General features: G+C 48.4%; 21 protein-coding genes. 8 read left to right on the top strand and 13 right to left on the bottom strand.

All coding sequences use genetic code 11. From position 1 onward, the window contains the following. Positions 1 to 34: 34 nt before the first annotated feature. Positions 35 to 1,117: an alanine racemase gene (gene alr / locus PG915_RS02495; protein WP_353498647.1), complete on the bottom strand. Its 1,083-nt coding sequence runs from the start codon at positions 1,115 to 1,117 to the stop codon at positions 35 to 37. A gap of 21 nt (positions 1,118 to 1,138) precedes the next feature. Beyond that, on the bottom strand, positions 1,139 to 2,533 hold the full coding sequence (locus tag PG915_RS02490) for a replicative DNA helicase (RefSeq protein WP_353497741.1): 1,395 nt from the start codon (positions 2,531 to 2,533) through the stop codon (positions 1,139 to 1,141). A 178-nt stretch (positions 2,534 to 2,711) separates the two neighbouring features. Between PG915_RS02490 and PG915_RS02485 the strand changes: the two genes are divergently transcribed. After that, positions 2,712 to 3,482 carry a DUF481 domain-containing protein gene (locus PG915_RS02485; protein ID WP_353497740.1) on the top strand — a complete coding sequence of 257 codons (771 nt, stop codon included), beginning with the start codon at positions 2,712 to 2,714 and terminating at the stop codon, positions 3,480 to 3,482. A gap of 93 nt (positions 3,483 to 3,575) precedes the next feature. On the opposite strand, the gene rplI is transcribed toward PG915_RS02485, so the two are convergent. The 8 genes from rplI to kefG all read right to left on the bottom strand — a co-directional run bounded on the left by rplI (position 3,576) and on the right by kefG (position 9,314). Continuing rightward, positions 3,576 to 4,028: a 50S ribosomal protein L9 gene (rplI, locus tag PG915_RS02480; protein ID WP_353496515.1), complete on the bottom strand. Its 453-nt coding sequence runs from the start codon at positions 4,026 to 4,028 to the stop codon at positions 3,576 to 3,578. Between the two features lie 30 nt (positions 4,029 to 4,058). Further along, entirely contained in the window at positions 4,059 to 4,286 is a 228-nt protein-coding gene (gene rpsR, locus PG915_RS02475; RefSeq protein ID WP_353496514.1) for a 30S ribosomal protein S18, read from the bottom strand. 77 nt (positions 4,287 to 4,363) lie between these two features. Further along, positions 4,364 to 4,753, bottom strand: coding sequence for a 30S ribosomal protein S6 (rpsF, locus tag PG915_RS02470; RefSeq protein WP_353496513.1), 390 nt, complete (start codon positions 4,751 to 4,753; stop codon positions 4,364 to 4,366). A 199-nt stretch (positions 4,754 to 4,952) separates the two neighbouring features. Continuing rightward, a complete protein-coding gene (locus PG915_RS02465) occupies positions 4,953 to 5,894 on the bottom strand; it encodes an isoaspartyl peptidase/L-asparaginase family protein (protein ID WP_353497739.1) in 942 nt (313 codons plus the stop codon). Between the two features lie 86 nt (positions 5,895 to 5,980). After that, the gene (gene slyD, locus PG915_RS02460; RefSeq protein WP_353497738.1) at positions 5,981 to 6,565 is read right to left on the bottom strand and encodes a peptidylprolyl isomerase; all 585 of its coding nucleotides are present in this window, start codon (positions 6,563 to 6,565) and stop codon (positions 5,981 to 5,983) included. Between the two features lie 118 nt (positions 6,566 to 6,683). Beyond that, positions 6,684 to 6,887, bottom strand: a complete 204-nt coding sequence (locus tag PG915_RS02455) for a YheV family putative zinc ribbon protein (RefSeq protein WP_338165463.1) — start codon at positions 6,885 to 6,887, stop codon at positions 6,684 to 6,686. A 32-nt stretch (positions 6,888 to 6,919) separates the two neighbouring features. Further along, positions 6,920 to 8,716 carry a glutathione-regulated potassium-efflux system protein KefB gene (gene kefB / locus PG915_RS02450; RefSeq protein ID WP_353497737.1) on the bottom strand — a complete coding sequence of 599 codons (1,797 nt, stop codon included), beginning with the start codon at positions 8,714 to 8,716 and terminating at the stop codon, positions 6,920 to 6,922. After that, positions 8,700 to 9,314, bottom strand: a complete 615-nt coding sequence (gene kefG, locus PG915_RS02445; RefSeq protein WP_353497736.1) for a glutathione-regulated potassium-efflux system ancillary protein KefG — start codon at positions 9,312 to 9,314, stop codon at positions 8,700 to 8,702. Before kefG ends, kefB begins: the two co-directional genes overlap by 17 nt. Before the next feature lie 300 nt (positions 9,315 to 9,614). Between kefG and PG915_RS02440 the strand changes: the two genes are divergently transcribed. Next, the gene (locus PG915_RS02440; protein ID WP_353497735.1) at positions 9,615 to 11,537 is read left to right on the top strand and encodes an ABC transporter ATP-binding protein; all 1,923 of its coding nucleotides are present in this window, start codon (positions 9,615 to 9,617) and stop codon (positions 11,535 to 11,537) included. Further along, on the top strand, positions 11,534 to 12,013 hold the full coding sequence (locus PG915_RS02435; RefSeq protein ID WP_353497734.1) for a TIGR02444 family protein: 480 nt from the start codon (positions 11,534 to 11,536) through the stop codon (positions 12,011 to 12,013). The genes PG915_RS02440 and PG915_RS02435 overlap by 4 nt, the downstream gene beginning before the upstream one ends. On the opposite strand, the gene PG915_RS02430 is transcribed toward PG915_RS02435, so the two are convergent. After that, the gene (locus PG915_RS02430; protein ID WP_353497733.1) at positions 12,003 to 12,599 is read right to left on the bottom strand and encodes a LysE family translocator; all 597 of its coding nucleotides are present in this window, start codon (positions 12,597 to 12,599) and stop codon (positions 12,003 to 12,005) included. The genes PG915_RS02435 and PG915_RS02430 overlap by 11 nt on opposite strands. A 128-nt stretch (positions 12,600 to 12,727) precedes the next feature. Here PG915_RS02430 and PG915_RS02425 point away from each other — a divergent pair, with 128 nt between their 5' ends. From PG915_RS02425 to crp, 5 genes are all read left to right on the top strand, one after another. Beyond that, complete coding sequence (locus PG915_RS02425) at positions 12,728 to 14,116, top strand: PLP-dependent aminotransferase family protein (RefSeq protein WP_353497732.1); 1,389 nt, start codon at positions 12,728 to 12,730, stop codon at positions 14,114 to 14,116. Further along, entirely contained in the window at positions 14,113 to 15,090 is a 978-nt protein-coding gene (locus PG915_RS02420) for a hydrolase (protein ID WP_353497731.1), read from the top strand. Before PG915_RS02425 ends, PG915_RS02420 begins: the two co-directional genes overlap by 4 nt. A 73-nt stretch (positions 15,091 to 15,163) precedes the next feature. After that, complete coding sequence (locus tag PG915_RS02415; RefSeq protein ID WP_353497730.1) at positions 15,164 to 15,376, top strand: YheU family protein; 213 nt, start codon at positions 15,164 to 15,166, stop codon at positions 15,374 to 15,376. A 127-nt stretch (positions 15,377 to 15,503) separates the two neighbouring features. After that, positions 15,504 to 16,373 carry a phosphoribulokinase gene (locus tag PG915_RS02410; protein WP_353497729.1) on the top strand — a complete coding sequence of 290 codons (870 nt, stop codon included), beginning with the start codon at positions 15,504 to 15,506 and terminating at the stop codon, positions 16,371 to 16,373. 242 nt (positions 16,374 to 16,615) lie between these two features. After that, the gene (crp, locus tag PG915_RS02405; RefSeq protein ID WP_004410522.1) at positions 16,616 to 17,248 is read left to right on the top strand and encodes a cAMP-activated global transcriptional regulator CRP; all 633 of its coding nucleotides are present in this window, start codon (positions 16,616 to 16,618) and stop codon (positions 17,246 to 17,248) included. A 266-nt stretch (positions 17,249 to 17,514) separates the two neighbouring features. On the opposite strand, the gene PG915_RS02400 is transcribed toward crp, so the two are convergent. Together PG915_RS02400 and astD are read right to left on the bottom strand one after the other, a co-directional pair. Next, positions 17,515 to 18,306 (bottom strand): DUF1338 domain-containing protein, encoded by a 792-nt coding sequence (locus PG915_RS02400; protein ID WP_353497728.1) that lies wholly within the window; start codon positions 18,304 to 18,306, stop codon positions 17,515 to 17,517. A gap of 10 nt (positions 18,307 to 18,316) precedes the next feature. Continuing rightward, entirely contained in the window at positions 18,317 to 19,783 is a 1,467-nt protein-coding gene (astD, locus tag PG915_RS02395; RefSeq protein ID WP_353497727.1) for a succinylglutamate-semialdehyde dehydrogenase, read from the bottom strand. Between the last annotated feature and the right edge of the window lie 55 nt (positions 19,784 to 19,838).

Below are 19,838 nucleotides of genomic sequence, written 5' to 3'. Positions count from 1 at the left end.
GGATGACATCGATACTAGCAGAGCAAGGTAGCGGCTAGTTGGTTTCGCTGTAGCTCATATCTACACGTGAGGTGAGTTTGGTCACTAGCTCGTAAGCGATAGTGCCGATGTGGTCTGCGACTTCTTCAGAGGGTAGCTCTTCGCCCCACAAGATAGCTTCATCACCGACTCGGTCTAGAGCATCTGGACCTAGATCAACGGTCAGCATGTCCATTGAAACTCGACCAGCTATCGGCACTTTGCGGCCATTTACCAGTACTGGCGTGCCGTTTGGTGCGGTTCGCGGGTAACCATCGCCATAGCCAATCGCAATCACGCCGACTTTGGTATCTCGCTCACTGGTCCATGTTGCGCCATAGCCTACACTCTCGCCTTTTTTAACATCACGTACTGCTATCAAATGAGACTTCAATGTCATCACTGGCTTAAAGCCCATCTCTGCGGCCGTTTTATCTCCGAATGGCGACACACCGTACATAATAATGCCCGGTCGAACCCAGTCGAGCTGACTTGGTTGCCACTCTAGCAGGCCAGCAGACGCAGCCATTGAGCGCTCACCATTGCAGCCTTCAGTTAACGAGAGAAACAGCTCAATTTGCTGTTTCGTCATTGGATTTTCAAGCTCATCCGCGCAGCCAAAGTGACTCATATAGCGCAGCGGTTTCGCCACGTTATCGCAGCGATGCAGGCGCTCGACAAATTCTTGATATTGCTCTTCGCGAACGCCAAGACGGTGCATACCGCTATCGACTTTGAGCCAGACCACGACAGGAACTTCGAGTTCGGCTTGTTCTAACGCTTCAAGTTGCTCGTAGCAATGAACAACGGTTTGAATATTGTTGGTCACTAGAACCGGCAAGTCGTTCGGCGAGTAAAAACCCTCTAATAAAAGGATAGGTTTTACCACGCCACTGGCTCTTAGCTGCAATGCCTCTTCTATACGCGCCACACCAAATGCATCAGCACCTTGGGCACTCTTAGCGATATGTCTAAGACCATGACCGTAGCCATTTGCCTTTACCACTGCCATAATTTTGCTATCGGGCGCTTGCTGTTTAATGCACGCCAAATTGTGCGCCAGCGCCTCTAAATTAATGTGCGCCGTCGCCGCTTTCATATAACTCATGCAACTATCCTACTATTCTTCGTCAAACGCAGGACCTGCGTAGTTATCAAAGCGAGAGAATTGACCTTGGAACGTTAAGCGAACTGAGCCGATAGGACCGTTACGCTGCTTACCAATGATAATTTCAGCAATGCCCTTTAGCGCACTATCTGGGTGGTACACCTCATCACGATAGATGAACATAATAAGGTCGGCATCCTGCTCAATAGAGCCCGATTCACGAAGATCCGAGTTTACGGGGCGCTTGTCAGCACGCTGCTCCAAGGAACGGTTAAGCTGTGAAAGCGCCACCACTGGTACGTTAAGCTCTTTAGCCAAGGCTTTTAACGAGCGAGAAACCTCCGCGATTTCCAGAGTACGGTTTTCAGAAAGTGAAGGGACGCGCATCAACTGAAGGTAATCGATCATGATAAGGCTCAGACCGCCATGTTCACGGGCAATTCGGCGAGCACGAGAACGTACTTCCGTCGGTGTTAAGCCGGAGCTATCATCAATGAACATGTTTTTCTTTTCCATGAGCATGCCCATGGTGGTCGAGATTTTCGCCCAATCCTCATCGTCAAGCTGACCGGTACGGATTTTGGTTTGGTCGACTCTAGAAAGGGATGCAAGCATACGCATCATCAACTGCTCAGAAGGCATCTCTAGCGAGAAGATAAGCACAGGCTTGTCACTGGCCATTGCTGCGTTTTCACACAAGTTCATCGCGAAGGTGGTTTTACCCATAGATGGACGCGCCGCCACAATAATCAAATCAGAGCCCTGCAGGCCCGCTGTTTTCTTGTTGAGGTCGTTAAAGCCTGTCGTCACACCCGTCACACCGTCTTGTGGCGTTTTGTAGAGTATCTCAATTCGCTCTAGGGTTTTCTCAAGAATGTTATCAACATTCTGAGGGCCTTCGTTTTCACTAGTACGATCTTCAGCAATTTTAAAGACTTTGCTTTCCGCTAAATCCAACAAGTCTTCTGAAGAGCGTCCTTGCGGATCGTAGCCAGCATCAGCAATCTCGTTGGCAACGCCGATTAGGTTACGAACCAGCGCTCGCTCGGCAACGATGTCGGCATAAGCATTGATGTTAGCAGCACTCGGCGTGTTCTTCGCTAAGTCAGCAAGATAAGCAAAGCCGCCAACATCATCGAGCTGTTCGCGCAGCTCTAAATGTTCGGAAAGCGTGATTAAATCGAGTGGATTACTCTCTTCGAGAATGGCTTGAATACCTTCGAAGATCAAACGATGCGGTCTGCTATAGAAATCGCTGCTAATGACTTTTTCAGCCACGGTATCCCAACGTTGGTTGTCCAACAGCAAACCACCTAAGACCGATTGCTCGGCCTCTAGGGAGTGAGGAGGTACCTTCACTGAGTCCACTTGAGCATCTTTACTTTTCTGATTTCGACTATCCGCCATGACCTAACTCGATAACACACTAAGACCCACCATTATATACACAACTCAGTGTCGGCTAAAGTAAAGAAAACGCGACAAAAGCGATGGTTCATGAATCAATATTTGACCTATCGCTGACGATGAACGAATATGCCACACATATAATCCCCAGCCCTTTTCTCCATGCCATGAGGTTTTCGTGTCTAAGAAGTTGTTATTTGGTTTAGTGCTGCTTGCATCGCCGGCTGTCTATGCTGAAGAGTTCACGCCTTCTGGTGACAGTGAAGAGACTCCGCCTTCCCCACTCAAAACTGAAGTAGAGTTCGGCTATCAAGCCCACTCAGGCAATACCGACTCTCAATCGCTAAACGCTCGTGTTGGCGCTGAATACACCGAGGGGAGGCACCGTACCAACGGTGAATGGAAGTACTATCAATTGTACAAGAATGGGGAAGAAGACAAAAACCAGCAAAACTATTTACTGCAAACCGACTACAAGTTAGGCCCAAGAACCTATCTGTACGGAAACTATAACGGTTTTACTTCTCGCTACAGCTCCTATTTTGAAGACCATACTATTTCGGGCGGTTTGGGTTATCAGTTGTTTAATACTGATTCACTTTTGCTTGAAGCCGAACTTGGTCCCGGTTTTCGTTATCAAGAACCTAACGTTGATGAAATTGATGATGATGAGATCATTTTCAAGGACATAGTAAAAGAAGCCATTGTCCGCGGTAATATTAACTTTTCCTGGAACCCACTGGATAACCTAACGGTCGCCACCAAGCTCACGGTCACCGCAGGTCAAAGCAACACGCGTTTGGATACGGAGTTAAACGTCACCAACGACATTACCGAAACCATTGCCCTTAAGCTTGCCTATGACAGTAAGTATCACACCAAGGTACCTAGCCCTACCTTAAGTAAGCGTGACTCAATCTTTACAGTGAATCTACTGTTCGCCTTCTAAGCTTTCGAAAAAAGCAAACCGTATCTTAATTCAATAGAAAATAAGCAAAAAACACCAGCCGAAGCTGGTGTTTCTCGTGTTATTGAAACTGAATTACTCAGCAGCAACAACTTGTAGTGCGATAGTTGCGAAAACTTCAGAGTGAAGTTGAACGCTGATCTCGAACTCGCCAGTTGTACGTAGAGCGCCTTCAGGAAGACGAACTTCGCTTTTAGCAACTTCAACGCCTGCCGCAGTGATTGCGTCAGCGATGTCACGAGTACCGATAGAACCGAATAGTTTGCCTTCGTCACCCGCTTTAGAAGCGATAACAACAGCTTCAAGAGCGTTAACTTTCTCAGCACGAGCTTCAGCAGCAGTTAGTTGCTCAGCAACTTTCGCTTCTAGTTCAGCGCGACGAGCTTCAAACATTTCAACGTTGTTCTTAGTTGCCATTACAGCCTTACCTTGTGGGATAAGGAAGTTACGAGCGTAACCAGATTTAACGTTAACTGTATCGCCAAGACCACCTAGGTTACCGATTTTATCAAGTAGAATAACTTGCATTGTTTAATCCTCTTTTCTAAACGGTGCCGATTACTGATGCTTATCAGTGTACGGAAGTAGTGCTAGGTAGCGTGAACGCTTGATAGCGCGAGCTAGCTGACGCTGGTATTTAGCACTTGTGCCAGTGATACGGCTAGGTACGATTTTACCAGATTCAGTAATGTAGTTTTTTAGAGTTGTTACGTCTTTGTAATCAATCTCTGTAACGCCTTCTGCAGTGAAACGGCAGAATTTACGACGACGGAAGAAACGAGCCATGGGCTATCTCCTGATCTAAATTAAAGTCTTAAAGTCGGCAGTGGAGAACCACTACCAAGTACTAAATGAGTAAAAAATTACTCTGCAGATGCTTCTGGCTTAGCTTCTGTACGCTCTTCACGACGTGGAGCACGCTCAGAACGCTCTTCTTTCTGCTTAAGCATGATAGAAGGCTCAGTAACAGCTTTTTTAGTACGCATGATCATGTTACGTAGAACTGCATCGTTAAAACGGAAAGCAGTTTCTAGCTCATCAATCGCTTCTTGTGGCGCTTCAACGTTCATTAGAACGTAGTGTGCTTTGTGAAGCTTGTTGATTGGGTAAGCCATTTGACGGCGACCCCAGTCTTCTAGACGGTGGATAGTACCGTTAGCTTCAGTGATTGAACCAGTGTAACGCTCGATCATGCCAGCAACTTGCTCGCTTTGATCAGGGTGCACCATGAATACGATTTCGTAATGACGCATTGGTTGCTCCTTACGGATTATTAGCTTCCACGTTTGGCTCGGTCATCCAGAGGAAGCAAGGAACTAATAAAAAAGACCGAGAATTAAGGACCGCAAATGTTACATAAAGGGCGAATAATAAGCAAGCGATTTTGAAGAGCAGGGGGATTGGTTCTTGGCCCTAGATACTAGAACCAAAAACCTAGGAGCTAACAAGCAGTTACTCATCAGCGTATATCTTAACGGTCAGCGCACCTTCCGCATCAATCGACGCTCGGTACATCCCAGAACTATTCATTGCAAAATGCATGTCACCGCTTGCGTCGATGGCGATAAGGCCACCTTCTCCACCCATCTGTTTGAGTTCACCCTGTATCACGCTTTCTGAGGCTGTATGTACGTCTTCTTTGAGATAACGCATGCGCGCGGCGACATCACTGGCTACGGTTTTACGGATAAAGTACTCCCCCATGCCCGAAGTCGATACGGCAACGTTGTTGTTCTCCGCATAGGTGCCTGCACCAATAATGGCGGTATCGCCGACACGGCCATATTTCTTATTGGTCACGCCGCCTGTGCTGGTAGCTGCCGCCAAATTGCCTTGCATATCCAGCGCCACCGCACCTACCGTGCCGTACTTTTTATCATCAGGATATTTTGATTCCGATAGCGCAAACAGCCCTTTTTCTTTCATAGATTGAAGCTGCTCATAGCGGCGCTCGGTAAAGAAATAGTCTTGTTCTGTGTACTCATGGCCTTGCTCAAAAGCAAATTTTTCTGCGCCTTCGCCAATCAAGAGCACGTGGTCACTGTCGCGCATCACATCGCGAGCAAGTGCAATCGGGTTTTTAATGTGCCTAACACCGGCCACCGCACCTGCATCTTGCTGAGCGCCGTGCATCACAGAGGCATCCATCTCGACCATCTCATTGTGAGTCAACACCGAGCCTTTACCAGCGTTGAAGTGCGGCGAATCTTCCATAACCTGCACAGCTGCCACTGCCGCATCGAGGGCATCACCACCCGCTTCCAATACCGCAGCCCCTGCTTTTACTGAGCGGCTTAGCGCATCGAGTATCTGTTGCTTTAACTCATCACTCATCTGCGTTTTAAGGATGGTACCGGCACCACCGTGAATTGCGATAGCAAAAGGCTGAGTCATACATCACTTCCTTATTCTTCGTTATATTTTACGAGTACTATAAACGACAAAGGCCTCCCAATGGGAGGCCTTTGAAAAGCGTGTGATTAGTGAGAACCACAACCGCCGCCACCGCAGCAGCCGTCTTCTTTCTTCTCACCGTGGCCTTCACCACCACAACAGCCACCTTCTTCACCGTGACCTTCGCCACCACAGCAGCTATCGCCACCTTGGTGAATGTGACCGTGCTCGATCTCTTCTGCTGTTGCATCGCGAAGTGCTACCACTTCAACGTCAAACGTTAGTGTTTGGCCAGCTAGCATGTGGTTACCATCAACCACAACTTCGTCGCCATCAACTTCTGTTACTTCTACTGGGATTGGACCCTGGTCAGTATCCGCTAGGAAACGCATACCCACTTCAATTGTGTCAACGCCTTGGAATACGTTCGCTGGTACACGCTGAACTAGCGCGTCATTGTGCTCGCCGTATGCCTCTTCTGGAGATACAGTTGCCGTGAACTTGTCACCCGCTTCTTTGCCTTCAAGTTCCTTTTCTAAGCCAGTGATTAGGTTGTTGTGGCCGTGTAGGTAATCTAGAGGTGCGTCTACAGTTGCTTGGTCAACAACCACACCGTCTTCAGTTTTTACTTGGTACGCTAGGCTTACTACTGCGTTGTTAGCAATTTTCATGGATACTCCAAAGGATTGGCACTAAGACTAAACACTTAACTTCGCCTAGTCTTATCAAAACAATGCCGCCGTTAGGCGGCGTGTGAGCATATTATGGGGATAGAAAATAGAAACTCAATCATTCCGGCTTAAAAATACCGATTAATTCTTCATCACTTCGTTCAGATTTTTCTACAGCTTTAGGGGTTCTCTGCTCGGTGAACTCACAATCCACACACTCTACCCACTCAACATTATTCTCTATCCACCAGCGCAAACTGTCTTGAGTGGAGCATTTCGGGCAGCTTGCCCCGGCGATAAAACGTTTCTTGGTACTGCTCATGTTACTTCCTACTATCCAGACGACCTGACTTCCTAATCCCAAAAATTGCGAGACTGACGGTCTTTTTCCATTTCACGGCCAAAGATCTCTTCAAGCTCTTTACGAGCTTCTTTTGAACGTTGCGCCAGTTGTTTATCTTCACTGTGCTGCGGCAGCAGCTCCTTGAGCATGGAATTATCCAACTTTTTAAAATGCGCTTCTGCGCGTTTGGCCTCATAAGGATGAAAACCCAGTTCAATAAGAGCTTGGCGACCTAAGTCAAGCGCCCCCAAGAAAGTCTCTCGAGAATAACGATCCACACCATGGTTCATTAATTGATAGGCTTCCACACGACTTCGAGCACGCGCTAGAACCTTGAGTGACGGGAAGTGCTTATGGCACATATCCACCACTTCCATGATCTCTTCCGGCGAGTCGGTACAGACAATAATGGCTTCGGCTTTGTCTGCGCCAGCAGCGCGCAACAGGTCTAGTTGAGTGGCATCCCCATAAAATACTTTGTAGCCATACTTCCTTAACAGATGAATTTGGCTCGCATCACTCTCTAATACGGTAATTTTGACCTTGTTGGCGTACATCAAACGACCAACGATTTGTCCGAAACGACCAAAACCAGCAATGATGACTCGTGGCTGCCTGTCTTCGACATCGGTTTTAATTGTGGTTTCCTGCTCTTGGTTCAGAGATTTTTCAAACCACTTTTCCTGTGCCATCAATAGCAATGGCGTGGTCACCATGGACAAGCTCACCACCACCAATAGAAAAGCGGACTCTTCAGCAGGTAACAAACCTTGCGCGCTCGCGGCGGTAAAAATAACAAAAGCAAACTCACCACCTTGGCTCAATATCGCCGCCATCTTACTGCGCGCTTTAGGGCGAATACCAAACAACCTTGCTAACACGTAAAGTATTAGGCCTTTTATAACCACCAGTGACACAACAGCCAACAGCACCTTGAATGGCTCAGAGACCAAAAGTCCTAAATTGACCGCCATCCCCACCGCAATAAAGAACAGACCAAGCAATAGACCTTTAAACGGTTCAATGGCTATCTCAAGCTCATGACGATATTCACTTTCAGCCAATAGCACCCCTGCCAAAAAGGTGCCAAGTGCCATCGATAGACCCAGCTTTTGCATAAAGGCTGCAATACCGATCACCAGTAGTAGCGCCGCCACCGTAAACAGTTCTCGCACTCCGCTCATCACGACATAGCGAAATAGAGGTCGAATTAAGTAATGACCACCGATTAGCAGCCCAAGCACACCTGCGAGCATCCACAAGATGTCACCCCAGTTACCTGCGGTGTTGCCAGCCAATACAGGGATCAACGCCAGCATAGGGATCACGGCGATATCTTGAAACAGCAACACTGCAAAACCTGATTGCCCTGTTTCTCCGCCCGCTAATCCTTGCTCTTCTATCACTCGCAATGCAATCGCGGTAGAGGAGAGTGCTAAAGCCATCCCTATCGCCAAGCTGGTCTGCCAAGTCAGACCAAACAGTGAGGCGATGGCCGATAACACCAAAGTCGTCACTAATACCTGTGCCCCACCGAGACCAAGTATTGGTACCCGCATTTGCCAAAGCTTCTTGGGGTTTAGCTCAAGACCTATTAAAAACAGTAGCAGCACCACGCCAAACTCGGAGAAATGAAGGATCTCGTCGACATCACTAATAAGACCCAGTCCCCAAGGGCCAATCGCTACGCCCGCCAACAAATAGCCAAGCACACTTCCTAGGCCCAAGCGCTGAGCAATCGGCACAGCCACCACTGCCGCAGAGAGAAATATCACACCACTCTGTAAGAAATCATTCTCCATTGCCATCAGCTGCCCCCTTTGCCGTAAGCGACGACATCATCAATGACTCATCAAAGGGATGCATCAACCACTGCCTGTAGAGCTCGGCATGCTGATAGCGATCCATATCATCCACACGGCGTGACCAGTAGAGAACCAAAGGCTCCATCCAGTGCATTTTGCACAAGGCTGCACTGAGCTCAAACGGCTGCAATATCTGCTCAAGTGGGTACTTGTTATAGCCAGACTGGCTAAAGGCCGATTCTTTACCGCCTGTGGTAATCACGCTGCGCCAATATTTGCCTTCCAAGGCACAATCATCACCAAACGCAAAGCCTTTGCCCAGCACTCGGTCAATCCACTCTTTGAGCAGCGATGGGCAGGAATACATATAAAGTGGGTGCTGAAACACAATCACATCGTGTTCAAGTAGCATCTGATGCTCAGCATTGACGTCAATAAAGAAATCAGGATACAGGGCATACAAATCACGCAAGGTGACGTTATCCAATGATTGGATTTTCTTGAGCATCACCTGATTGGCGATAGAGTTTTGTGGCTCTGGGTGCGCATAGATCACCAGAACTTTTGGGGATTGGTTTAAGTGTTGTAATTCTGACGTCATTCCTTGAAAACCATCTCCATACTTACGACTTCGTAAACTGCTCTCTAACAACAGCGAGAGTCAGTCACTCTTCTTTACCCTAATCTTTAAGGGTAGACAGTGATGATTGTTATTGAAATCATTCTGTTTTTGTTATCAGTTTGTTCCATCATATACCAAACTTCATCGTTCGTGCAGGTTAGTTTGCCCCTGATTGCCTTGCTATTTATGCCTTCTCCCAAGGGATAATGATCGACATTTCGCTGCTTTCCTCATAGTATTCGTGGGTCGAAATTTCAATCACTAGCTAGTTGTTTCCTTATGATCACCTTCTCTGATATTCAATTGCTTCGCGGCGGTAAACCACTGCTCGACCAAGCCTCTGCCACCATTCACCCTGGTGACAAAGTGGGTCTAGTCGGCAAAAACGGTTGTGGTAAATCCACCCTGTTTGCGCTGCTCAAAGACGAACTCTCCATTGATGCAGGCTCATTTAGTCAGCCATCCCATTGGGAGCTCGCTTGGGTCGCACAGGAAACCCCAGCACTAGAGCGCACCGCTATTGAATACGTGATTGATGGCGATCGAGAGTATCGCGCACTTGAACAAAAGCTTGTTGACGCAGAGCAACAAGACAACGGTACTCTGGTTGCTGAACTGCATGGCAAAATCGAAGTCATTGGCGGTTACAGCATCCGTGCTCGCGCCGCAGAGCTTCTCGACGGTCTGGGTTTTAGCCAAGAGCAGATGACCTGGAATCTGACTCAATTCTCGGGTGGTTGGCGTATGCGCCTTAACCTAGCGCAGGCGCTATTGTGCCGCTCAGATCTACTGCTGCTCGACGAACCAACCAACCACTTGGACTTAGATGCCGTAATGTGGCTTGAACGCTGGCTACAAAGCTACCCAGGTACACTTGTCTTGATCTCGCACGACCGAGATTTTCTCGATCCAATCGTTGGCCGCATTATCCATATCGAGAATCAACTGCTAAACGAGTACACGGGCAACTACTCCTCGTTTGAAGAACAGCGCGCGCAAAAACTCATCTTGCAACAAGCTCAATACCAGAAGCAGCAAAAGCAGATGTCGCATATGCAGAAGTACATTGACCGCTTCCGCTATAAAGCATCGAAAGCACGCCAAGCGCAAAGCCGTATCAAAGCGCTGGAACGCATGGAAAAAGTGCTGCCAGCTCAGTTTGATAATCCATTTAGCTTCGAATTCAGAGAGCCTGCGGCACTGCCAAATCCAATCATCATGATGGATGAGGTTTCGGCGGGTTACGATGACAACATCATTCTTGAAAAGATCCGTCTAAACCTGGTTCCAGGTAGCCGAATTGGTCTTTTAGGTCGTAATGGCGCAGGTAAATCCACGCTGATCAAACTGCTGTCAGGCGAGCTTGGCGCTAAAGAGGGCGATCTTAATTACTCTCAAGGCGTTAAAATTGGTTACTTTGCTCAGCACCAACTGGAAACCCTGCACCCAGAAGAGACGCCGCTGCAACATATGATGCAGATCGCGCCGCAGCACACCGAGCAGCAGCTTCGTGATTACTTGGGAAGCTTTGGTTTCCAAGGTGACAAAGCGCTTGAAAAAGTCGCGCCGTTCTCCGGTGGTGAAAAAGCCAGACTGGTATTAGCGCTTGTTGTATGGGAAAAACCAAACCTATTACTACTCGATGAACCGACCAACCACCTTGATCTGGATATGCGCCAAGCACTAACACTGGCTCTGCAAACCTTTGAAGGTGCCATGGTCATCGTCAGCCACGATCGCTACTTACTGCGCGCGACCACCGATGACCTATACCTAGTCCACGATCGTCAGGTAGCGCCATTTAATGGCGACCTCGTTGACTACTATAAGTGGCTGACAGAGCAGCAAAAAATTGAGCGTAAAGAGGCTCAAGCCAATGAGCCAGATAAAGCCTCAAATAACAGTGCAGCCGCTAAGAAAGAGCAAAAACGCAAAGACGCCGAGTTTCGTAAGCAAACCGCGCCAATTCGCAAAACACTGACAAAGCTTGAGGAAAAAATGGATAAGTTATCCGCCCTCATCGCTGAGGCAGAGGAGCAATTGTCTGATACTTCTCTGTATGATGCGGAAAATAAAGCTAAACTTAATGAAGTACTTGCCAAACAAGCCTCCAGCAAATCCGAACTTGAAGAAGTCGAAATGGACTGGATGGTGCAGCAAGAAGTTCTTGAGCAGATGGAACAGGAATTCAATCAATCATGACCCGCGAGCACGCATCTTCAAATCTCACTCTAGAGCACCTATGGCAGTTCAGCCTGCAGTACTACGGGGTGCGAGAGGTAAAAGAGGCGTGCTTAAATCTGCAAAATCACTACCACGGCAACGTCAATTTGCTGTTGCTACTGAAGTGCCTAGACGAACAGGCACTTCGCTTCAACGCCGAGGATTGGCATCACGTCCAATCCTGCCTCGGTCGCACTGAAAAACTGCTACATCAATTTCGCGATATTCGCCGTCAGCTCAAGCACAGTGTGGTTGATAGTTTATATCGTGAAGCACTTGAGTTTGAACTCAGCCTTGAGAAGCAACAGCAATCCGACCTTGTTGATTGCATTAATGCGTTAACGCTCAGCCCCAAACAGGATGAGGCACTTGTACTCGGCTACTGTCGCCAACTTGGCGCTGAGCACCTCGGGCTTATTTTCTCCAAGCCAGTCAGCGAACTCGCTACCAAATAAACACCACACATGATGCAGTAAGCAGCGCCATACTGGAGTTAAAGCGGCGCCATGCAGTAGGTGTTGCCAGCCAGCGGCGGATAAAGGTGCCAAACCCCACCCATACCGACGACGTTTGTATCTGAACAAGCAAAAAGATCACCGAGATCCCCACCAGCGACCACCAATAGTAGTCACCGCTCAATGCAAATGAACTCACGGCGGTTACCGACATCACCCAAGCTTTTGGATTCAAGTATTGAAATGTCATGGCTTCAAAGCAGGTCATAGGTTTGGCTTTACTATCAGATTCTCCCTTATTGATCCCTGCGGTCAGAATTCGCCAAGCCAAATACAGCAAATACGCGCTACCCAGCCATTTAAGAACTTCCTGAACCATCGGGTAAGTCTGGAAGATCACGCCGAGACCTGCGCCATTCAATAAGATCAAGCTGATCAGACCGAGACCAATCCCAACAAAGTGCGGGATCGATCTAACATAGCCAAAGTTAGCACCCGACGCAGTTAACATGACATTGTTAGGACCCGGTGTCCCCGTCATGACCACGGCAAACAATGCCACTGATAGCAAAAATGACCAATCCATCCCTTTTCTCCCTCTATGATAAAAATTGTATCGATACAATTTCCATAAATACGTTGATTTATTGTTAATTCGAGCACAAAATAACCCTAACAAAGCCATACAGCAGACGCAAAGGGTTTATTGTCACCATGACAATCGAGACGATTACAGTATTCAAGCAAGATCCAGCGCCGATCTACAAACAGATCGCTGATCAGATCGCCACAATGATCGAAGATGGCGCTCTCAAAGCAAACAGTAAACTACCCACTCACCGTTGGCTTGCAGATAAGCTCGGTGTCACGGTAGGAACGATTACCCGAGCCTATGCGGAAGTAGAACGAAGGGGCTTGGTGGAAGCAAAAGTCGGTGCTGGCACCTATGTCTCTGATACCAATAAACCCAGCTGGGTATTCGAGCAAAGCACGGTGGCGCAAGGTGAAATGAACTTTGGTTATAATATTCCGCCTCTGCTCGACAGAAGCGATATGCTAAAACAAGCTATGCAGCGCATCTCAAGCTCGAACTCGCACCTCAACCAATTGATGCTCTATCACCCCCCCGCCGGACTGGATGCTCACCGAACCATAGTCGCCAATTGGCTCAATAATAAAGGCATCAAACTTCCCGCACATAGGATGCTATTTAGTTCAGGCGCGCAGCATGCGATTCAGATGGTACTCGACACCTTCACTCGTGCGGGCGATACCGTCTTGGTCGAAAAGTACACCTACCCGGGTGTGATTAGTTTGGCACGTCAGAATCAATTGACGCTCAAAGGCGTGGACATGGATGAATTTGGCATAACGCCAGAATCGTTGGAGGTATGCTGCCAGCGCTACTCGCCGCGATTTATCTACTTAACGCCAACGCTGCAAAACCCTACCACTGCCATTATGTCTGAAGAGCGCCGCCGCGATATCTTGCGCATCTGTGAGTCTTATGATGTCTACGTGATTGAAGATGAGATCAACGGCCTGCTGATAGAAAAAGCCCCGGCTCCCATGGTTAACTTCGCGCCTGAGCGCGTTATCCATATTGGTGCTTTCTCGAAATGTCTCGCACCCGGTCTACGGGTGGGCTATATGAGCGCCCCGGAAAAGCTTCATCAACATCTGGTGATGACACTGCAAAACCACAGCTGGATGATAAGCCCTCTACTCACTGCCCTAACCTGTGAAATGCTGCTCTCTGGTGATGCAGAGCGAAACCTCACTATCATCCACAGCGAAATGAAAAAGCGTATTGCCATCGCGGTAGACACGCTAGGCGAGTTTGACCTTCGTTATCAACAAGGCGGCTTTCACGTTTGGCTAACCCTACCTGAGCACTGGCGGCTGAGTGAGTTTGTTAGTAGAGCCTCAGAGCAAGGGGTTGTCGTCAAATCGGGCGAGCTGTTTGCACCTCCTGGTGGCTCGGTAGCGCCTGCGGTACGTCTATCGCTGAGCTCGCCACAAACGATCGAGCAGCTACAATTAGGCGTAGATACTCTAAAAGCACTATTGCAATCCAATCCCGTAAGTGAATTTACGTTATGAGCAGCAAACACTTTATCGCCGCCAAAGGGCTAGCCAATCCACACGTCCAGACGCTGATCCCACGCTTTGTACGACGCAAAGCGTTATTTGAGCCGATATGGGAAACCCTGGATACCCCAGATGGCGACTTTGTCGAGCTCGCGTGGAGTGAAGATCCCCATAGACAAAGTGCCCAAAACAAACCTGTGTTTGTTCTATTTCATGGCTTAGAAGGCTGCTTTCACAGCCCTTATGCCAACGGGCTAATGCACGCATTTGCTAAGCAGGGCTGGCTGTCGGTCATGATGCACTTTCGCGGCTGTGGGCCAAACCCGAACCGACTTGCCAGAGCTTATCATTCCGGTGAGATTGGTGATGCGAGACAGTTCATTGAGCTTTTGGATCATCGTTACCCAAATAGTAGAAAGGTTGCCGTAGGCATTTCCCTTGGCGGCAATATGCTCACCAACTATCTCGCTCACTACGGCGATGATACTAAGCTCGATGGCGCAACCGTCATCTCTGCGCCACTCGACTTGGCAGCGTGTGCTAGACGTATTGAACAAGGCTTCTCTAAGGTCTATCGCTCTTACCTGCTCAGTTCGATGAAAAAGAATGCGCTCAACAAACTTCATCTGCTAAGCGAAGTCCTCGGACTGACCGAAGAGCGCATTAAGAACATGAAAAAGCTTTACGAGTTCGATGATTTGATCACTGCTCCGCTGCATGGATTTAAAAATGCCGACGACTACTATCAGCGCTGCTCTGGGCTACCTCGCCTAAGAGAAATCACCGTACCGACTCAGTTTATTCATGCCAAGGATGACCCCTTTATGACACACGAGGTCATTCCAACTTTTAGTCTTCCAAGCCATATCAATTACCAACTGCTTGATCGAGGTGGTCATGTCGGCTTTATGACGGGTAGTTTGCGACGCCCGCGCTTTTGGTTAGAAGAGAGCTTACCAAGCTACTACCGACACTTTATTGACTAGCCAAAAACAGCGATAGATCCCTTTGTGAATCAGCAGTGCTATAATCCTGCGGTCATAGAATTGAGAGGTATTTATGATCATCCCATGGCAACAGATTGACGCAGACACGCTAGATAACCTTATTAAAGAGTTCGTGCTGCGCGAAGGCACCGACTATGGTGAGTCGGAAATATCGCTAGATGATAAAGTTCGCCATGTTCGTAGCCAGCTCGAAAGCGGTGAGGCCGTCATCGTTTTCTCTGAACTGCACGAAACCGTCGACATTAAATCGCGTCGCTCGCTGTAATTTTTCGGTAGCTGCGCAAGTAGCTGCTATATTGAAAGGCTATTGAACTGAAATTGGCCTACAAGGTCTAACTCCTTATGTGAGTTAGCAAATTTATAACGACAATTACAAATACACAGGAAGTGTCATGTCAGCAAAACACCCGATCATTGCTGTAACGGGCTCCTCTGGAGCTGGAACCACCACAACGTCAGAAGCATTTCGCAAGATGTTCAACATGATGAGCGTCAAGCCTGCATTTATTGAAGGTGATAGCTTTCACCGTTTTACTCGCCCAGAGATGGACATCGAGATCCGCAAAGCCAAAGATCAAGGTAAACACATCAGCTACTTTGGCCCCCAAGCGAACGACTTCCCTGCGCTTGAAGAGTTTTTTCGCAACTATGGGCAAAATGGTACTGGCCAGTTCCGCCGCTACCTACACACCTTCGATGAGGCCGTGCCTTATAATCAAATGCCAGGCACCTTCACTCCATGGCAAGACCTGCCAGAGAATAGCGATGTGCTGTTTTATGAAGGCCTACACGGCGGCGTTGTAGATGGCGATGTCAATGCTGCGCAGCACGTTGACCTGCTTATCGGCATGGTGCCTATCGTTAACCTCGAGTGGATCCAAAAATTCGTACGAGACACCCGCGATCGTGGTCACTCTCGAGAAGCGGTTACTGACTCAATTGTTCGCTCGATGGACGACTACTTAAGCTACATTACACCGCAATTTTCACGCACACACATTAACTTCCAGCGCGTCCCAACCGTGGACACTTCAAACCCGCTCAATGCGAAAGGCATTCCGAGTTTGGATGAGAGTTTTGTGGTGATTCGCTTACGTGGTATCAAGAATGTCGACTTCCCGTACTTACTAGCGATGATTGATGGTTCGTTCATGTCACGTCACAACACCATCGTAGTGCCGGGCGGTAAGATGAGTTTTGCGATGGAGCTAATCGTCAGACCAATACTTCAGCAACTTATAGAAACGGGAAAAATAGGTTAGGAAATGTGAGCCAAATCAGCCTGTTTTTTGTATCGTGATCATGTGCACAGTTTTGTATAGATAAATACGCTTTTGACACGATTAAAATCAAGAAAAGCGGCGCAAAAAAGGATACTATTTCTAGGAAATAGAAGATCGCTTGCGCCATCTTCAAAGTGCTTTTATGCTAGTAGGTCTTAACCAACGGGCTTGCTAACAAATATGGAAAGCAGCAAGCATACCCTGCAGAGGAAGTAAGATATATGGTTCTAGGTAAACCTCAAACCGACCCAACGTTAGAGTGGTTCCTTTCACACTGCCACATTCACAAGTACCCATCAAAGAGCACGCTTATTCATGCGGGCGAGAAAGCAGAAACGCTTTACTACATCGTCAAAGGCTCTGTAGCGGTACTGATTAAAGATGAAGAAGGCAAAGAGATGATCTTGTCTTACCTAAACCAAGGTGACTTCATCGGTGAACTTGGCTTGTTCGAAGAGGACCAAGAACGTACGGCATGGGTACGAGCAAAATCACCTTGTGAAGTTGCGGAAATCTCATTCAAGAAGTTCCGTCAGCTTATCCAAGTTAACCCAGACATTCTAATGCGCTTATCTGCTCAGATGGCAAGTCGTCTACAAGTGACTAGCCAAAAAGTAGGTGACCTAGCATTCCTAGACGTAACGGGTCGTATTGCACAGACGCTACTTAACCTAGCGAAACAACCTGATGCAATGACTCATCCAGACGGCATGCAAATCAAGATCACTCGTCAAGAGATTGGCCAAATCGTTGGTTGTTCTCGCGAAACAGTAGGTCGTATTCTTAAGATGCTAGAAGAGCAGAACCTAATTTCTGCCCACGGTAAGACAATCGTGGTTTACGGTACTCGCTAAGAGCACGTAACAAGATTTAAAAAGCCACCCTCGGGTGGCTTTTTTTGTTTCAAATTTATCGTCACCCCTGCGCAGGAATGACGAGCCTTGAGATATCACCCTAACCCCAAATAGTCGTCACCCCTACGCAGGCAGGGGGTCTTCTTTTAGCGCGTCCCAAGCTCAAGTAGATTCCTGCCTACGCAGGAATGACGTGAGCTGTTGTTCCTCCGTCATCTCTGCGTAGAGGCCTGGCCAGTGCAATGACGGCGCTGTAGGGTTTATCGTTACTGATGCGTACTCTCAAAGATTTTGTCCGCAGATGCCGCGACAAAGCCTTGGTAGTAACTGCCATCGGCTAGCTGGTAACGTTTAGCAAACTCATAGAAGCCACCTGGAATCAACTGATCACCATCAGTAAATGCCACGGACACTTTGTCTGCCATGGTCGAGGATTGCTCTAGCAGCACCTCTGGTGAGCCTTTCACTTCCCCGCCCGATTCATTAATCGCAAACCCAGCATCACGAAGGTGCTGATTGACCTCAACTACTTCGGCAAAGCAGTCAAGCTGATTCACGCTCACCGTGAAGTGATTGGCGCCATAACCGTGAGCAGCAAGCCATGAGGCATACTCACTTTCTTGTGCCAACATTTGTAAGTCTTGATAGCTTAAGTCCCACAAACGGCCACCATATAAGAACTCAGCAGAGGAAAGCTTGGCGCTGTCCACCTGTGCCACTAACTTAGCCACGATATCTTGAAGCGATTGAGAGCACTCTTCTACTCGCAACTCGCTGATAAACACCTTAGGAAGCAAAGCATCGCTATGTTCTAGGTGTATCGCAGTCAGCTTTTTGGCTTCAAAGTCGTAATGGCCACTGACCTCGTAACCAAGATCTAGAAACGGCTTAGCTATTGTGTCGATACCCAGTGGCGCGACATTAAAGGTTCGCAGCGCAATATGGTCATTGATAAGCGACTCATCTTCTCTAAGCAAGTCGTGCACCTTATGTGCCGATGGGCACAGGCGAGTGATATAGTCTTGCCACAAGTGGCCAAATAGCGCGTCAACAGTCATAGCACGCTCCTTATAGTTCGATGCCAGGGCTTAAAGTCGCAGGAAGAACGGTGTTATCGCCCTCCATTGATGCCATAGGGTAAGCGCAGTAATCTGCTGCATAAAACGCACTTGGACGAAGGTTGCCAGACGCGCCCGGACCGCCAAACGGCGCATCACCACTGGCTCCTGTAAGCTGACGGTTGCGGTTTACAATGCCTGCTCGAATGTGGTCTGTGAAATATTGCCACTCCTCATCACGCTCTGAGATAAGCCCTGCCGACAAACCAAATCGGGTATCGTTGGACAGCTCTACCGCTTGTTCAAGAGTTTCGTAGCGCACCAGTTGTAGCAGCGGCCCAAAGTACTCTTCATCAGGAAGCTCATCGATATCAGTGGCATCTAACAGTGCTGGCGTCACGAAGGCGGCTTTCAAGCGTTTTGCTTCTACTAGGCTCTTACCGCCTAGCTTCACCAACTCAGCTTGCGCTGCAATAATATGGTCAGCGGCCTGCTCTGAGATCTGCGGGCCCATAAATGGCGCAGGCTGTGCAAACGGCTCATCGATACGGATCTTATTAATAGCAGACACTAGGCTTTCTACTAGTTGATCACCTTTTTCACCAAATGGCACATAAAGGCGTCGTGCGCAGGTACAACGCTGTCCAGCACTGATGTAGGCCGATTGCAAAATGGTGTACACCGCCGCATCAACATCACCAAACGCTTCACTGACGACAAGCGGATTGTTACCGCCCATCTCGAGCGCCAGCATCTTGCCAGGCTGACCAGCAAATTGACGATGCAGGATATGCCCTGTGTTGGCGCTACCAGTAAACAGCACGCCATCAATGCCTTTCGAATCAGCAAGAGCGATACCCGTCTCTTTACCACCTTGAACAAGGTTAATAACACCGGCAGGCAGTCCCACTTCCTCCCAGATTTTCATTGCAAGTTCGCCGACTAGTGGAGTTTGCTCTGAGGGTTTAAAGACCACTGTGTTCCCTGCCAACAGCGCTGGCACGATATGGCCATTTGGCAAGTGTCCCGGAAAGTTATAAGGACCAAACACTGCCATAACACCAAGTGGCCTGTGACGGAGGACGATTTGGTTTCCAGCTGCTTCGCGTTGGTTCTCACCAGTGCGTTGATGGTAAGCACGTATCGAAATGGCAATTTTACCGGCCATCGCGCCGGCTTCAGTGCGGGTTTCCCATAACGGCTTGCCCGTTTCTTTGGCAATCGCAATAGCAATCTCTTCACTACGTTCTTTAACCTTGTCGGCAAACGCCAGCACAATAGCCTCACGTTCCGCAAACGGTCTTTTTTTCCACTCAACAAACGCCTTGCGAGCGGAAGATACTGCCTGATCTACTTGCTCTGGCGTCGCGGATTGACCTTCCCAGATAATATTATTGTCGTATGGTGACAGTGACTGAAACGCGTCACCGAGACCCGCTACCCAGTTGCCCGAGATCCATTGAGTTTGTTGAGACATAGTGAAGTTCCTTTGGTCTTTTAAATGTGGCCGCTGTGAGCGGCCATCTTATTGC

Source organism: Vibrio sp. CB1-14, from assembly GCF_040412085.2.
Taxonomy (GTDB): domain Bacteria; phylum Pseudomonadota; class Gammaproteobacteria; order Enterobacterales; family Vibrionaceae; genus Vibrio; species Vibrio chaetopteri.
The sequence above is the reverse complement of the archived record's forward strand: the minus strand, read 5'-3'. Positions and strand labels throughout refer to the sequence as shown.

Excerpts from the sequence above, each read along its gene's own strand:
- alr (WP_353498647.1), bottom strand. The coding sequence starts at position 1,117 with ATGAAAGCGGCGACGGCGCACATTAATTTAGAGGCGCTGGCGCACAAT.
- PG915_RS02490 (WP_353497741.1), bottom strand. The coding sequence starts at position 2,533 with ATGGCGGATAGTCGAAATCAGAAAAGTAAAGATGCTCAAGTGGACTCA.
- rplI (WP_353496515.1), bottom strand. The coding sequence starts at position 4,028 with ATGCAAGTTATTCTACTTGATAAAATCGGTAACCTAGGTGGTCTTGGC.
- rpsR (WP_353496514.1), bottom strand. The coding sequence starts at position 4,286 with ATGGCTCGTTTCTTCCGTCGTCGTAAATTCTGCCGTTTCACTGCAGAA.
- rpsF (WP_353496513.1), bottom strand. The coding sequence starts at position 4,753 with ATGCGTCATTACGAAATCGTATTCATGGTGCACCCTGATCAAAGCGAG.
- PG915_RS02465 (WP_353497739.1), bottom strand. The coding sequence starts at position 5,894 with ATGACTCAGCCTTTTGCTATCGCAATTCACGGTGGTGCCGGTACCATC.
- slyD (WP_353497738.1), bottom strand. The coding sequence starts at position 6,565 with ATGAAAATTGCTAACAACGCAGTAGTAAGCCTAGCGTACCAAGTAAAA.
- PG915_RS02455 (WP_338165463.1), bottom strand. The coding sequence starts at position 6,887 with ATGAGCAGTACCAAGAAACGTTTTATCGCCGGGGCAAGCTGCCCGAAA.
- kefB (WP_353497737.1), bottom strand. The coding sequence starts at position 8,716 with ATGGCAATGGAGAATGATTTCTTACAGAGTGGTGTGATATTTCTCTCT.
- kefG (WP_353497736.1), bottom strand. The coding sequence starts at position 9,314 with ATGACGTCAGAATTACAACACTTAAACCAATCCCCAAAAGTTCTGGTG.
- PG915_RS02440 (WP_353497735.1), top strand. The coding sequence starts at position 9,615 with ATGATCACCTTCTCTGATATTCAATTGCTTCGCGGCGGTAAACCACTG.
- PG915_RS02435 (WP_353497734.1), top strand. The coding sequence starts at position 11,534 with ATGACCCGCGAGCACGCATCTTCAAATCTCACTCTAGAGCACCTATGG.
- PG915_RS02430 (WP_353497733.1), bottom strand. The coding sequence starts at position 12,599 with ATGGATTGGTCATTTTTGCTATCAGTGGCATTGTTTGCCGTGGTCATG.
- PG915_RS02425 (WP_353497732.1), top strand. The coding sequence starts at position 12,728 with ATGACAATCGAGACGATTACAGTATTCAAGCAAGATCCAGCGCCGATC.
- PG915_RS02420 (WP_353497731.1), top strand. The coding sequence starts at position 14,113 with ATGAGCAGCAAACACTTTATCGCCGCCAAAGGGCTAGCCAATCCACAC.
- PG915_RS02415 (WP_353497730.1), top strand. The coding sequence starts at position 15,164 with ATGATCATCCCATGGCAACAGATTGACGCAGACACGCTAGATAACCTT.
- PG915_RS02410 (WP_353497729.1), top strand. The coding sequence starts at position 15,504 with ATGTCAGCAAAACACCCGATCATTGCTGTAACGGGCTCCTCTGGAGCT.
- crp (WP_004410522.1), top strand. The coding sequence starts at position 16,616 with ATGGTTCTAGGTAAACCTCAAACCGACCCAACGTTAGAGTGGTTCCTT.
- PG915_RS02400 (WP_353497728.1), bottom strand. The coding sequence starts at position 18,306 with ATGACTGTTGACGCGCTATTTGGCCACTTGTGGCAAGACTATATCACT.
- astD (WP_353497727.1), bottom strand. The coding sequence starts at position 19,783 with ATGTCTCAACAAACTCAATGGATCTCGGGCAACTGGGTAGCGGGTCTC.